Origin of the sequence: Clostridium estertheticum subsp. estertheticum (assembly GCF_001877035.1) — a bacterium.
Lineage (GTDB): Bacteria > Bacillota > Clostridia > Clostridiales > Clostridiaceae > Clostridium_AD > Clostridium_AD estertheticum.
The window spans coordinates 725548-740890 of record NZ_CP015756.1 but is presented as its reverse complement, the minus strand read 5'-3'; the positions used below and the strand labels follow the sequence as shown (position 1 = coordinate 740890).

Genomic DNA, 15343 nt, shown 5'->3' with positions numbered 1-15343 from the left:
TTGGTTTTTGTTAAAATCTTGGTTTTTATTTGATATGCTTCTTTTATAAATAAAAAAGGAAGTGTTAATTATGCAAAAAGACTATTTGTTAGTAACCCAAGAATTAACGAAAACATTTAAAAAGGAATATGCAGTAGATGCTCTTTCCATCTCAGTTCCGAAAAATCACATCTATGGATTACTAGGGGCTAATGGCGCAGGAAAATCTACCACATTAAAAATGATAACAGGACTCTTAAAACCAACTTCAGGTGAAATTAATTTTGATGGACATCCATGGAGCCGTAATGATTTAAAAAACATTGGTGCCTTGATTGAGCAGCCACCTATCTATGGGAATTTAACTGCACATGAAAATCTAAAAGTTCATACCACTCTTTTAGGGTTACCAGATCACCGTATTTTCGAAGTATTAGAAACTGTAGATTTGACAAATACAGAAAAAAAGCAAGCCAAACATTTTTCTATGGGAATGAAACAGCGTTTAGGAATTGCTACTGCACTTCTGAATCATCCTAAATTGTTGATTTTAGATGAGCCTACTAATGGGTTAGATCCCATTGGTATTCGTGACTTACGAAAATTAATAAAATCTTTTCCTGAGCAAGGAATCACTGTAATTTTATCCAGTCACGTTTTATCTGAAGTAGAACAGGTTATAGACTATGTTGGGATTATGAGCCATGGCATCTTAGGTTATCAGGGTGAAATTAACGAGAATGAAGACTTGGAAACTTTGTTTATGAATGTTGCAGATAAAAATAATGAAAAAAGGAGCATTGCCAGATGAAAAAATATTTAATATCGGAAACATTAAAAACCAAGAGAACTATGCTCCGTAAATTAATAATTTTTATACCAATATTATCTGTGGTCCTTGCCTCTATTTTTGGTTTTTTAGGAGGTGATATCAATAGCGCTGATATCACTTCGATTAATCATTGGTCATTATTATGGTTGCCAGCTTTAATTGTTCTACTTACAGGTATGTTTCATAAACTTGAACAAAATAGTACAGGTTACAAAACAATTTTTTCTTTTCCTATTAATTTAAGAAAAAGTTGGATATCTAAAATTATACTTTTATCATTATTTACTTTAGTATCTTCTATTTTTTTAGGTATACTTATTCTTATATTAAACTTTACCATTATTAAGGCGTCAACAAATGGGATCTTAATAATGGGACAACATTTGAGTATTGTCCCATTTTACAATTACTTTATAGCCATTATCATAAGTTGGTTGGTATCACTTTGGCAGATTCCTTTATGCTTATGGTTAAGTAAAAAAATAAACTTTTTTGTTTTACTATTTATAACTTGTGCAGCTAATTTAGAACTTGGCGCAGGAAAAGCCGTTTCTTCTTTGTGGTGGATGAATCCATGGACTTGGCCTTTGCGGTTACAATGTCCACTATTACACCTTCATCCAAATTGTCTTCCATTAGAATCAAACAGTGCTTTATTAAACAGTGGAGTTATTCCAATAGGTATATTATTAGGTGTTTTTCTATTTTTAATTCTAACTTTTCTCACCGGCTTTTCATTTAAAAGAAGTGAGGTGCATTAATATGAGTGTATTTTGGCATAGTTATAAAGCAGAATTTTTTAAAAACAAACACAGTGTTTTTCTTTGGGCACATATTTTAATGCCTTTTCTTTTAGTTGCCATTATGACTTTTAGTCGCTTTGGCAAGTTGAGTAGTTTAAGTTTGTTTGTGATTTTTTTTAAGATGATTGGTTTTGCCTTTCCACTGCTTGCTGCAGCACTTTGTGGGTTAATTGCAAGTCAAGAGAAACAGGCTGGAGATTATCAAATGATGATTGGTAAACTTCCACATAAAACAACTGCTTTTATAAGCCAATTGTGCATGTTACTCACAATGTGTTTAGCTGCTATATTTTTAGCTATCCTGTTATTTATGATATCAATGAAATGGATATTACATGTAAATAACATCAATTATCTTTTATTTTTTAAAACAGGAGGATTGATATTTTTAAGCGTTATCTTCCTTTATAGTTTATATTTAATTTTAGCTTATCATTTCAATACAGGAGTTTGCACTATGGTTGGATTTTCTGGAGTTATCATTGTGGCTTTAGCTTCTACAAGTCAGGGAGATAGTATTTGGATGTTTTTACCTTGGGTCTGGTCTGTACGATTTATCGACTTTATAGCTGCACTCCGATTTAATGATTTAAGTAAAATACCACTGAAGTATATTTCTTACCCTCAAGGTGGGATGGATATAGGATTGATGTGTATGGGAGTAATGACAATTTTCTGCGTTGCTGTTTATATTTTTACATTTCATCTTTGGGAAGGTAGACAAAAATAATCAGAAAAAGTATTATGTAAATAATGGAGGTGAAAATATGGCGAAGATTTTAGCTGTAGACGATGATAAGCGAATTTTAAAATTGATAAAAAACGCTTTAGAAATCAACCAACATAATGTGGTTACATTACAAAATGCAGAAAATACTCCTATAGAAGCCTTTTGTGGATATGATTTGATCTTACTGGATATAATGATGCCAGGAATAGACGGATTTAAACTTTGTGAGAAAATACGCCATACAGTAGATTGTCCAATTATTTTCTTAACAGCAAAAATAGAAGAATCAGCAATTGTTAGAGCACTAATGCTTGGAGGTGACGATTATATAAAAAAACCCTTTGGAGTAATGGAACTCAACGCCCGTGTTGATGCATACCTACGGCGAGAAACCCGTGGAAAGCCCACGAAAAAGTTAGTGTATGACAATATTACAATTGACTTTGATAAAAAGGAGATTAGGGTTTGTAACAATCTTATTGCGTATACGAAAAATGAATACAACATATGTGAGTTTTTAGCATTGAACAGAGGTAAAGTATTTACAAAGCAGGGAATTTTTGAAGCAATTTACGATTTTAGTAGCGATACCCAATTTTCAGTGATTACTGAATATATCCGATTAATCCGCAATAAATTCAAAGAATATAATTGTTTCCCTATTGAAACGGTTTGGGGAGTTGGATACATGTGGAAATAAAAAAAACATCCTTACAAGTTTATATTATTAAATTTATTTTTAAAATAGGACTTTCTTCTATAATGTTTTTATTTGTTATTTTACTTATTTTCAGTTATATGGGGAGTTCCGGCATTCTTCTATCAGCCAACCATTCACAGCAATTGATAGATAAGGCTAAAACAAATATAAAAAATGCTAAACAAGTAACTCCGGAGTTAATACCCGAAAACTTAAAATACGTGATTTTAGATAAACAAACTTTAAAGACTATTAATGGTACTATGAATAAATCCGAAACCGAAAAAGCAAAAATTAATGTTAAAAATCATCAACTAGGGACTAATGTTTATGAGGTAATTGAGCGTCCAAAATCATACTGTGTCATTCATTACCAATTAATTGTCCAATTTGCGAATCTAATATTGCGAAGGCTAATACCTTATCCTGAGATAACTATCGTTGCACTTTCTATTATTATTTTATTAATTGCACTATATGCTCTTTCTTTGCAGTTTTCAAACAAAATAAAAAAAGAATTAAACAAATTTAGTTTGATCACTGAAAAGATTGAGCAGCAGGATCTTGATTTTGAGGTTCAGCCTACCTGTTTTGTAGAACATCAAAAGGTTATGGATTCCTTGGACAGTTTGCGTCATAATCTTAAAAAGTCTCTAACTTACCAATTTGAACAAGAAAAAAACAAGCAGGAACAGATAAGTTCATTGGCACATGACATTAAGATACCTATTACCATTATTAAAGGAAATGCAGAACTGTTGATTCTTACACAAAAAGATGAAAATGCATTAGACTACGCAAATGAAATTATAGGAGCAACAAGTGAAATCGAAGAATACACACAACTGTTGATTGATACTTCTCAAAATGCTCAAATTTTCACCATGCATAAAGAAACAAACAATATAAATGAATTTCTAAATATAATTCAAAAGGATACACTTGCTTCTATTGGGAATCGAGATATTCGTTTTGGGCTTAATAACCACATGCCCAAGGAAGTAATATGGAGCATTGATTATTCTTCAATGAAACGGACATTTATGAATATTATTATAAACGCACTTGAATATACTCCGAATGAAACATCATTAAATTTAGAGGTTTCTCTGAAAGATAATTTAGCTTCTTTTGTTATTACTGACTCTGGAAAAGGGTTTTCTTCTGAAGCCTTAAAAAAAGCTACAGAAATGTTTTATACAAATAATAAAAGCCGAAGTCAAACAGGACATTACGGTATCGGATTAGCTTTTGCTGATAAGGTAATTAAGGTTCATAATGGTACGCTTCGTATACAGAATGATATATATACAGGCGGTGGACAGATTGTAATATTATTGCCAGTAGAGTTGCCCTATTAATATTTTTTCTTTAGACCACCTACCTTTCATTTTTAATTATTGACATTTGTTATAACCTAAAGTATAATAAAAAAATATAGACCAGTCACTATAATTTACTAGAGAGCTATAACTTGTTAGACAACTACATTTTATTAGAGAGGTATACTGATATGAATAATAAGGTAAATGTAAAAGAAAAATTTATAGAAACTGCATCAAGACTTTTTCAAATTAAAGGATATAACGCAACTGGGCTAAATGAGATTTTAATAAAAAGTGGAGCACCAAAAGGATCATTATATTATCATTTTCCTAAAGGAAAAGAGCAACTTGCCTTAGAATCCGTAAAATTAGCAGGTCAAAAAATAATAACTAAAATAATTAATGCATTAGACAGTATCGAAGATCCAATTGAAGCTATTAAATTTAATATAGAAAACATTGCAATACTAATTGATAATGAAAAAAGTACTCCAGATATTTCTATAAGCTTAATAGCTTTAGAGACATATATAACAAGTGAAGTTTTAAGGAACGCTTGCAACGATATATTTACTTCACTCGAAAATATATATGCAGAAAAATTAATCAACTCTGGAATTAGCAAAGATAAAGCCTATGAATTAGGTTGTGTAATTGCTGCAATGATAGAAGGTGGAATTACTTTATCACTTACGAAAAAAAGTGGTGATTCACTTAGAATCCTAGCTAAACAAATACCTAATTTAATAAATATATAGTAATGGAATACAAAATTCAAATGATTAATTAATGCCTATTTTATAAGTAGGTGTTTTTTTAGGAGCTCATTATACAGACTGGTCTAATATTAGGAGGAACGAAATTTATGGAAACAACGAAACTTACAAAAAAATTCAATTCAAACGCAATTATAGGAGTTTTAGCCTTCAGCGCATTTTTAGCTGTATTTAATGAAACTATATTAAATGTGGCATTATCTCCTCTTATGACGGAAATGAATGTTACCGCAGGAACAGTGCAATGGATAATTACTGCATACATGATAGTTGTATCAGTTATGGTACCTATTACCGCTTTTCTAATTCAAACATTTGAAACAAAGCATTTATTTTTAGGTGCAATGACATTACTTCTAGTTGGAACAATATGTGGAGCTTGTTCAAGCTCTTTTGCAATGTTACTTATTTCAAGAATGTTACAAGCCTCGGGAACTGGAATGATGATTCCACTTCTAATGAATACAGTATTATTGGTAACCCCACCCGAAAAGCATGGAGCGGCTATGGGAATTTGCGGTTGTGTAATTTCAATTGGACCAGCACTTGGACCAACAGTTTCAGGAATCTTATTACAATTTTTTAGTTGGCATGCATTATTTATAATGTTAATACCACTTATACTAATAGCTATGATTTTAGGTTCAATTTATTTAGTTAATGTGTCAACTCTAACAAAGCCTAAAATCGATTTTATATCAATCATATTATCAAGCGTCGGAATTGGTGGAGTTATATATGGTATAAGTAGTTTTAGTGGTGATGGAAATATGAAGATTATTAGTTTAATATTTATTGTTGGAATAATATCATTAATTATATTTGTTAAACGTCAATTGTCTTTAAAAGAACCAATGTTAGAAATGCGTATATTTAAATATCCTTTATTTTCAGTAGGGGTAGTACTTGTTATGTTAACAATGATGACAATGTTCACTATGAACGTAATGTTACCTATGTTCCTTCAAGGAGCCCTTAAAACAACAACCTTTGTAGCCGCTATGGTATTACTTCCAGCATCACTTGCTTGTGGAATTGTAACTCCAATAGGCGGGAAAATTTATGATAAGTTTGGAGTGAAAGTACTAATACCAGTAGGTTTTACTATAATCCTTGTGGCATTATTCGTTTTATCACGTTCAAATAGTAATACATCTCTTATTAAGATTATGGTTTCATATATAGTAGTCTGCATTGGGGTTGGTATTACAATGTCACCTTGTCAAACGAGTTCTCTTAACCAATTACCAAAAGAAGCTTATCCACATGGAATAGCGGTTATGAATACCCTTCAACAAATATCAGCAGCACTTGGTTCCTCATTATTTATTGGTATTATGTCAGCTTCCCAGCTAAAAGCCTTAAATAATTCAGCTACAGAGCAAATTGCAGTGGCTACTGGATTTCAGTCAAGTGCAACAGTCGCAGTCATATTTGTTTTAGTAGGACTTTGTTTATCCTTTGCTTTAAGATTTGGAAATAAGAATTCTTGTTCAACCTCTGATTTAAGCTTAGAAAACGAAAAAGTGAGCGGTCTTTAATTTAATTATCATATATAAGATAGTGTTAACTAACTTATGAAAAAACACTAATTGGTAAAATTAGGGCATGTGCTTTCGATTATAACTGAAAATATACCTTATCGCAGAAAATATTAGTAAGAGTATCTTAAAGAATGTGTATTAATTAAGGATTTTGTTCCAGGTGAATAAAAAATTGCATCAAAAATATACCTGATCAGATTGTTCCTTTTTTACGGAACCCTGCCGGGTAAGAAAATTCAAACTATATTAAAAGGTAAATTCACTTATACAACCTGTTTTTCTACTATAAGTTGCTGTGAAAGTTCGATTAACTTTTGCCATTTTGCTGGCATAGTAGAAATGTTTTCAAGTTCAGGTATTGAGTTCAATGGCCCCCAATAAGCGTAGCTATGTGGGCGGAGAAAGTTGTAATATGCTACAAACAACGCCAAGTGCGTGTTGGAACCTTCTTCACTACCAAAGCCATTTGTAACCCTATAGGAAAATTTAAATGTTCTGTTAAGACGCTCTATTATTTGTTTAAGCCAACGATATTCGGTTGAAACAGGATCGGAGTTAGTAAGACCAATTACTTGGATTACATCGAAGTCCATGCCGTTAAGTTTAAACTGTTGCTCAGCGAGCTTATATGCAGTATAGCCATCAGCAACGAATTTAAGTGATTTTCCGGGAAACTCTTTGAACTTATCAAAAGCCATACGCATAGTTAAAATACAAGGGCCAGTATCACGACTAAAAGAGGCTTGGTATCCTAAAATTGATTTCTTGATGGCATCCATAACAAGCCAGATATATTGATGAACTCCTTTTACTTTAGTATAGGTTTCATCAGCAGCAAGATAATTAGTGGGCTTATAATCATAGTTGTCAACATATGGTTTGACAAAAGCGGCAGCTGCAATGGCGTATCTACTAACCATGACATGAGATATTTTCACCCCATGGATTTCCCAAAGAGCAAGTGCCGTACGGCGTGTAGATAGTCCTAAATTAACGTTATATGTTAGACAGAGTCCCATTACATGTGAAGAAAAATTTCTGAACTTGAGGCTAGTAGCACCTTTTGGCATTGAAGATAAATCTACATCAAAATAATTAGTGGTAAACTCACGGTAGATGTAATGTAGCTTAAATTTGTGTTTATCTTTCTTATATTCCTTAATGTCTTCCATTGAAAGATTTGCAAGAGATTGAAGGAAAAAGCTACATTTTTTATTAACGCATTTATGGATATAAAAATTTTTGCGGTCCTTCTTTTTACTTAGGGCATGTCCACAAAATGGACAAATGAGTTTTTCGGTTTTGAAATCATCCTTGTTTTTATTGAAATGCATATCACAAACTTTGCACCAAAGCTGCCCGCGGCCTCCGGCGTTATCGTAGATATAGGTGTGCGGAGCACCACATTGAGGGCATATAGTATCAGAGGATATAGGATGTTTACCGCGAGAATTGACAGGCTTTTTATCCTTGCCATTACTGCGTTTATACTCAGCTAAGAGTTGCCTGTAATCAAGCTTTTCAAAGGTTTTAATAATTGGCAATTTATCTACAGTAAGTTTTTTATATTTAGGACTTGTCATATCGTATTTCGGAACCTTTAATGGTATATTTTTAGCAATAAAAATAAGTAATTGTTTAATTTGAGAAAGTAATACTTGATTATAAGTAACTAACATTGATATAATTGGACTCACAATGACACCTTCTTTCGGGAATTTTTGTTGAGTTTAGATACAACAATTATACCAAACAGAGGGGGTCATTGTTTTTTTTGAGCTAAAAACAGCTACACTCCTTGCAACAGCAGGGTTTAAAATAAATAAAACAAAGATAGTGTTAACACTATCATATATAATGAGGAGGATAAAAAATGAAAGTTTTAGGTATTTCAGGTGGAAGAAAAGATGGTAATAATGATGCTATGTGTAAGGAAGCTTTGATGGCTGCAAAGGAAATGGGTGCAGAGGTTGAATTTGTTCATTTATTAGATTTGGATATAAAATATTGTATTGGTTGCACAGCATGTGTCGGCTCACTTATGACAGGAAAAGGAAATATGTGTGTATTAAAAGATGATTTTGATTGGTTACTAAATAAGATGTTAGATGCAGATGGAGTAATTTTTACAAATCCAATTTTCTGTAAAGGGACTCCAAGTTTATTCCTTACAATTAGAGACCGTTTTGGACCAAGGATGGATAGAGGTAATAATGTTATAGCAACTAAAATTGCAAAAGCAACAGGAGGTAAAGCACCAGATCCAAGAATATTAAAAGATAAAGTGATTTCTTATATAGGATTTGGTGGTTCAGACTGGGTTACAAGATTTCAATGTGACTGTGCAATACAAGCATTAACTCCTATGTGGAAAGTTATAGATAACGAAGTATTTCCTTGGTCTACAGGTATTATTATAGATAATGATAAAGTTACACGAGTACATGAAATAGGTATGAATCTTGCAAAAGCTGCAAAAGATATTGCAAATGCTTCTTATAAAGGAGAGAAAGGAGTTTGCCCGCATTGTCATAGTAGAAACTTCTATTTAGATAGAGAATCTACACATGCAATTTGCTGTATGTGTGGTATTGAAGGTGATGTTAAAATTATAGATGGTAAAGTAAGATTTGAATTCCCAAAAGAGCAATTAGAACACGCTCATGATACTTTATCCGGAAAACTTATTCATGTAGAGGATATCAAAAATACTGTTGCTATAAGCATGGAATTAAAGAAATCAGATGATTATAAACAACGTTCAGAAAACTATAAGGAATTTATTACGGCAACTAAACCAGAAAAATAAAACACTATTTTTTCAGATATTGATTTGCTGACCTTTCCGGTAACAGGTTAAATAATAAAAAGCTTTCACCGGAAAGGCTAATATTTTTTTCTTCAATAATTACCACGACTCCTAATAGGAAGAAGTAAATTAACAAACCGATCATTGGAGCCCTTTTTCTATTAACGACGTTCATTATGCTGAATATTTATTATTTTTGATTATTTTTGTCCATATAGTCTACTAGTATTTGTCGATCAAGTTTAAAAGGTTTAGTATTCTCAGAATCATTATTTGCGACATCTGCACCAACCGGATCTATTTTCTCTACTGCATGTAACTTTTTAATCTTCTTTAACTTTTTAAGCTTTTGGAATATCTTCATGTTTTCCCCTATCAATCATTATTTTAAGTTATTTTTTAATATTTTGGCCTTCCATTCATCCATTAAATCACCAATGTGTATACCTATCATATCAGACTTTTAACTTAATATCATTATAGAAAAATGTTAAATGAACAAGTTCGGGTAAAATCCTGTGTGATTTTATACTAAAAACAGTTATATTTTACATGGATTGAGCAATTGATAATAAAATAATTATTTATCATAAAACAACCTCTCATGATTTCATATTCATATTTCCCTCCATGAGGGCGTTTATTTAAATACAAAATGTTTACAATTTGTTATTTGTTTTGGTATAAAATATTAACATTGAATTGATATAATCATTATATTAAAGGTGCCCCCTTTAATATGACTTTAATTATTGAAAAACCCTAACACATAAAAGGCTGTACTCATCATGAGTACAGCCTTTTATGTTAGTCAATCTTATAGTTATTAAGATCCCCACTAACATTTATTTCTTGACAGGTTTTTAACATTTATTTCATAACTTAAATTTTTGAACAATGTTATTTAGCTTATCTGCTAATATGGCTTGATTTTGAGAAGATTTTGATATTTTTTGGACTGCCATAACCGATTCATTAACAGTTGCTGATATTTCCTCGGAGCTAGCAACCGATTCCTCAGCTGTAGCCGATATATTTTCAATTGCATTTCTAATCTCTGATATAGTTTCATTTACTATATTCATTGAAGCTCCAATATCCGCAGATATCATATTGGTTTTTAAGGCATCTGAGCCGTATTGCTTACTTGTATCTACAAATAGATCATAATCGGGTTTAACCTTAGTATCAATAAAGCTTAATATATCCTGAGCGTTGCTGGTAAGATTTTGGAATGCATTTTCAACTTTTTCAGTTACCTCTTGAATCTTTTTAACTGTAGCCTCTGATGCCTCAGCTAATTTTCTAACTTCGTCAGCAACTACGGCAAAGCCCTTACCTTGTTCTCCTGCTCTTGCAGCTTCAATAGCTGCATTAAGTGCAAGAAGATTTGTTTGACTTGCAATATTTCCTATTTCTGTAGCCATTATCTTAACTTCACTAACAACACTACCATCTTTAATTGCTTTTAATATGCTTTCTTGCTTCTCTAAATATAATTCATTTGTGGTACTAGAGCTATTTTCAGCAGTTATTCTAACTTGCTTAGCTTTTACTTCTATATTATTTGAAATCTCAGTTCCGTCATTTGCACGCCTGGTAACATTATCCACACTCTGTGCAATACTTTCTGTGGTTGCATTTACTTCCTGCGTAGTGGCACTTAACTGTTCTGCACCCAAAGATACTTGCTTTATTGATTCATTGATAAGCTCCATTTTTGACGATATTTCTTCTGTTGTAGCAGAAATATCATTTGAAGATTCTAATACTTCAGCTGAATCCTTTGTTAATTCGTAAACAACTTTTATTAATTCTTCCCTTAGTTTTATTAAACTGTTTCCCATAATACCTATTTCATCCTTGCTTGATATCATTTGTTTATTGTCATTATAAGTTAAATCAAGTTCAGATAATCTACCAATAAAACTTGTTGCAACCTCTATTGGTCTAGATATTCTTCTGCCAATAATTAATGCAATAATTATTGAAAGTATAATTCCTAGAGTGATAATTAAAAGAATAATATCTATTGAATCATTTAAAGTTTTGAACACTTCTGAACTAGGCACTTTCACTCCCATAATTTGACCATTATTCAACGTATAATAACTCATCAGCTGCTTATGCCCCTCAAAGTTTGTCTCGAGCACCATAGATTTTTTATTACTTAATTCATCGGTTATAAATTTATATTTTCCATCTTCTAAAGTGTCTAATTTATCCGTCAATTTTTGGTCCGTAGCTACTACAAAACTATAATCTTTATCTAGCAAAAATGCAGAGCCAGTATCATATATCTTTGTGTTTAAAATTGTCTTTCTCAAACTTTCAAAAGAAATATCCATACCCGCTACTCCAACTAATTTATTATTATCATATATAGGTAGTGTATATGATATTAGCTCTTTGTTATCACTAGCTGGGTCTATATAAGGTTTTGACCATACCCCTTGTTTGGCTTTAGTTGCGCTATAATACCAATTTAAACTTTTATTACTGTCCTTATAATCCTCTAATGAATAGGAATTACTGCTAACTTCACTCTCTTTCTTTTGTTCATCATAGTAATAAGCCACATCGTAAGCCTTACTTCCATCTGCGAATTTAGGATCAAAATTCATATATAACCCTACAATTCCAGTATTACTAACACCCAAATTATTTATTAAAGAACTTAACCGGCTTTCATACGCATTCATATAATTTGGGTCTTTAACCTTAGATACGTCTATTGTGCCTATTACTAATCCAGATAATTCCTTTACAGTGTTTTCCACCTTTGTAGTATGCACCGTGTACTCATTTCCTCTACTAGAAGCTATATTTAATAAGTTCTCTGTGGCTTCCTTCTTAATTATACTTGTAGATTTAACAATACTTGCAATTCCCACAAGTGCTGATACTAAAATTGAACAACTCACTATAGCAATAACTATTTTAGTGCTAATTTTCTTTTTCAACAATGTTTCCTCCTTAAAATATCTTCTTTAGTTTTTTACGATTTAATAAAATACAATATACTATAATATCGTGTTAATCTAAGAAATATTTACAAATAAAATCATACAAAAAAATGTAAACATATTCACTACTATAAGCGAGCGAACTATCTAACAATTTATTGCATTATAAATTAATGTTAACTCCTCCCTTAACATTGAATAATGTATTTATCCTTGTACTTGAGTAGGATACGTTTAAATTGGATAGAATATATATTATTTCAAATGCTATAGTTATAGGGAGATGATGAGTTTGGATAAAATTCAGGGTGATTTTATTCTAAAAGCAGTTATATTTGATATGGATGGAGTAATTATTGATAGTGAACCAGCACATATGAAGCTGGAAAATGAGACTTATAAAAAATTAGGCATAGAGGTTACAGACGATGAGCATCACTCTTTTGTAGGAGCAACCTCTCGTTATATGTGGGAAGCTCTAAAAAATAAACATAAGCTTAATCAAACTCTTGATGAATTAATTGAATATGATCGAAGTAAATATTTTAAATACCTTAATTCAGATGAATGCGATATAACTCTTATTGATGGGGTGAAAGAGCTAATAAAAGACTTTCATGAGAATGGTATAAAGCTAGCCATTGCATCATCCTCTCCACTAAATGTAATTATGGCTATTGCAAGTAAATTTCAAATAGAAGAATACTTTGAAATTTTTGTTACCGGTGACTATGTACAGAGAAGCAAACCTGAACCAGATATATTTCTTTTTGCTTCACAGAAGCTTGGGGTAAGCCCGGAAAATTGTATAGTTATTGAGGATTCTCATAATGGGGTTCGTGCTGCTAAAAAAGCAGGTATGAAATGTGTAGGAATTAATAGCGGTGCTGCAGGAAGTCAAGACATTTCCATGGCAGATTTAGTGATAAATAGCTTTAAAGAAGTTAATTATATTAAATTAAGTTAATAATTATTTTTACATTTATTGGTTGTTTTTTTAATATCATTGTACCGTTTGAGAAATATAATTTAAGAAAGCTTATATATAATAGGATAACTCGTCAATATTTCTTATTGGTGTAATTCAGAGAAATGTTGACGAGACCCCTTCTTAAAATGAATGTAACTATAAATCTGCTAGATATTTACCCACATGGCGACCAAATGTCATAGATCTTCCTGCTGCAACTCCTGGAGTTAGTTCTGGATACGAATATGCAAAGAAGCCACCACTATCATTTCCAACTGCAAATAAACCTTTAATTGGCTCCATATTTGTATCTAATACTTGCATATCTGTATTAATTCTCAAACCATCTAATGTGCACAATAAATTTCCACCTACTGTTATGCCATAAAATGGGGCCTTAATAATAGGTCTCATACGAAAAGATGTCTTTCCGAAATCTTCATCTTCACCTTTTTCACATAATTCATTATAATGGTATATATTTGCTTCTAATGTTTTAGGAGGAAGCATTAATTTTTCAGCAAGTTCTTCAATTGTATTCGCCTGTTGCATATAACCAGCTTTTAACAATTGTTCATTCATTCCTTCTACAATTTTCACATTAAAATTACATGGATATTTTTCAATATCTTCTGGAAGTACCACTCGTGAACAACCAATTGTGTGAAATTTAAGTACATCTTCCATCCAATTTGAATCAAATATAGAACACCACACTTTACCTGGTTGCATACTAGCAGCATGTATACAAAAATCATATGGAACTGATTCATTTGTATAACGCTCACCTAATTTATTTACCTTAAGGAATGGCTGACTACCTAACCAAAACAATTTATCTTCAAATGGTTCTCCCGCAACTTTTCCTGGCTTAACTGCTCCACGATCAAAAATCATTGCCGTCGAAATAAGATCCATTTCAGCTCCTATTTTTTTAGCAGCTTTAATTCCATCACCTGTTACACCTGGTGTTAATGGAAGTGAACTTATATTAAATGCAGCAATTGGATTTAATTCCTTTAACATTTCCATATTATTGGAATAGCCACCTGTGGCAAGTACAACTCCCTTACTTGCATTTATTTGAATATATTCTCCATCTGAATTTTTAGCAATAACACCTACTACTTTATCATCATCCCTTATCAACTGAATCATTGGAGTTCTTGTCCTTATATCGACCCCATGTGCTTTCATTCTTTCTTCAAGTATTTTTACAGGTCTTTTTTTGTTTTCCATATTATCATTATAAAAACAATGACAGGTTGACCACTCTTTTATATCCATATTCTTATTGATATCAGTTTCAAGAGTAACTTTCATACCATTATCTATCATTATGCTTCCCAACCAATCTATCATCTCTCCACTTTCATCTGCCCAAAGATTAATTAATCTTTGATCTACCCTATAACAGGCATGACGACATAATTCATTTACAATTTCATTCCTATCTATTTCTACTCCATGTTCCTTCTGTACTTTCGAACCTATTGCTCCAATAAAAGTACGTGGTGGATAACAATTATTTCCCTTTTCAAGCAAAATAACTTTAGCACCATTTTCTGCAGCTGTTAGTGCTGTAATAATACCAGCAGTACCACCTCCACATACTATAACCTCTGTTTCAATTGTCTTTGTAATCATTCCTACTTTGTTTTCCGCTTGCTTGTACATAAAATCCCTCCTAATATATAACACCATGTTTTCTAAAGCATTCAAATCGACATGATAAACAACCAACATAATGGCTTATGTTGGATATGATATAAGAAAAAGCAACCTTTATACCTTAATTAACTTTAAGGTATAAAGATTGCTAATATGGTTTATAGTTCTTTATCACAATATTAACACTATAACTATAACTCTAATTTTAGAGTATATCAATGATCCTATCTAGAAGAGA

13 protein-coding genes are annotated in these 15343 nt (G+C 31.7%); 9 read left to right on the top strand and 4 right to left on the bottom strand.

Annotated features, from left to right (window positions below; genetic code table 11):
• Positions 1 to 70 precede the first annotated feature (70 nt).
• The 7 genes from A7L45_RS03535 to A7L45_RS03505 all read left to right on the top strand — a co-directional run bounded on the left by A7L45_RS03535 (position 71) and on the right by A7L45_RS03505 (position 6686).
• Complete coding sequence (locus A7L45_RS03535) at positions 71 to 790, top strand: lantibiotic protection ABC transporter ATP-binding protein (protein WP_071611484.1); 720 nt, start codon at positions 71 to 73, stop codon at positions 788 to 790.
• Positions 787 to 1572: a lantibiotic immunity ABC transporter MutE/EpiE family permease subunit gene (locus A7L45_RS03530; RefSeq protein ID WP_071611483.1), complete on the top strand. Its 786-nt coding sequence runs from the start codon at positions 787 to 789 to the stop codon at positions 1570 to 1572. The genes A7L45_RS03535 and A7L45_RS03530 overlap by 4 nt, the downstream gene beginning before the upstream one ends.
• A gap of 1 nt (position 1573) precedes the next feature.
• On the top strand, positions 1574 to 2344 hold the full coding sequence (locus A7L45_RS03525) for a lantibiotic immunity ABC transporter MutG family permease subunit (RefSeq protein WP_071611482.1): 771 nt from the start codon (positions 1574 to 1576) through the stop codon (positions 2342 to 2344).
• A gap of 37 nt (positions 2345 to 2381) precedes the next feature.
• Positions 2382 to 3044, top strand: coding sequence for a response regulator transcription factor (locus A7L45_RS03520; protein WP_071611481.1), 663 nt, complete (start codon positions 2382 to 2384; stop codon positions 3042 to 3044).
• Positions 3035 to 4405 carry a sensor histidine kinase gene (locus A7L45_RS03515; RefSeq protein WP_071611480.1) on the top strand — a complete coding sequence of 457 codons (1371 nt, stop codon included), beginning with the start codon at positions 3035 to 3037 and terminating at the stop codon, positions 4403 to 4405. The genes A7L45_RS03520 and A7L45_RS03515 overlap by 10 nt, the downstream gene beginning before the upstream one ends.
• A gap of 152 nt (positions 4406 to 4557) precedes the next feature.
• Positions 4558 to 5127, top strand: coding sequence for a TetR/AcrR family transcriptional regulator (locus A7L45_RS03510; RefSeq protein WP_071611479.1), 570 nt, complete (start codon positions 4558 to 4560; stop codon positions 5125 to 5127).
• A 107-nt stretch (positions 5128 to 5234) separates the two neighbouring features.
• Positions 5235 to 6686, top strand: coding sequence for a DHA2 family efflux MFS transporter permease subunit (locus A7L45_RS03505; protein ID WP_071611478.1), 1452 nt, complete (start codon positions 5235 to 5237; stop codon positions 6684 to 6686).
• Positions 6687 to 6952: 266 nt separating this feature from the next.
• Here A7L45_RS03505 and A7L45_RS03500 read toward each other — a convergent pair whose 3' ends face one another.
• Positions 6953 to 8386, bottom strand: coding sequence for a DDE-type integrase/transposase/recombinase (locus tag A7L45_RS03500; RefSeq protein ID WP_084647343.1), 1434 nt, complete (start codon positions 8384 to 8386; stop codon positions 6953 to 6955).
• A gap of 176 nt (positions 8387 to 8562) precedes the next feature.
• On the opposite strand from A7L45_RS03500, the gene A7L45_RS03495 reads away from it, so the two are divergent.
• Positions 8563 to 9498 (top strand): flavodoxin family protein, encoded by a 936-nt coding sequence (locus A7L45_RS03495; RefSeq protein WP_071611477.1) that lies wholly within the window; start codon positions 8563 to 8565, stop codon positions 9496 to 9498.
• A 190-nt stretch (positions 9499 to 9688) separates the two neighbouring features.
• Here A7L45_RS03495 and A7L45_RS23070 read toward each other — a convergent pair whose 3' ends face one another.
• Both A7L45_RS23070 and A7L45_RS03490 read right to left on the bottom strand, forming a co-directional pair.
• Positions 9689 to 9862 (bottom strand): hypothetical protein, encoded by a 174-nt coding sequence (locus tag A7L45_RS23070; protein WP_169829558.1) that lies wholly within the window; start codon positions 9860 to 9862, stop codon positions 9689 to 9691.
• A 511-nt stretch (positions 9863 to 10373) separates the two neighbouring features.
• Positions 10374 to 12461, bottom strand: coding sequence for a methyl-accepting chemotaxis protein (locus A7L45_RS03490; RefSeq protein WP_071611476.1), 2088 nt, complete (start codon positions 12459 to 12461; stop codon positions 10374 to 10376).
• A 295-nt stretch (positions 12462 to 12756) separates the two neighbouring features.
• On the opposite strand from A7L45_RS03490, the gene A7L45_RS03485 reads away from it, so the two are divergent.
• Positions 12757 to 13431 carry an HAD family hydrolase gene (locus A7L45_RS03485; protein ID WP_224616783.1) on the top strand — a complete coding sequence of 225 codons (675 nt, stop codon included), beginning with the start codon at positions 12757 to 12759 and terminating at the stop codon, positions 13429 to 13431.
• A gap of 159 nt (positions 13432 to 13590) precedes the next feature.
• On the opposite strand, the gene A7L45_RS03480 is transcribed toward A7L45_RS03485, so the two are convergent.
• Positions 13591 to 15111, bottom strand: coding sequence for an FAD-dependent oxidoreductase (locus A7L45_RS03480; protein WP_169829557.1), 1521 nt, complete (start codon positions 15109 to 15111; stop codon positions 13591 to 13593).
• Positions 15112 to 15343 lie beyond the last annotated feature (232 nt).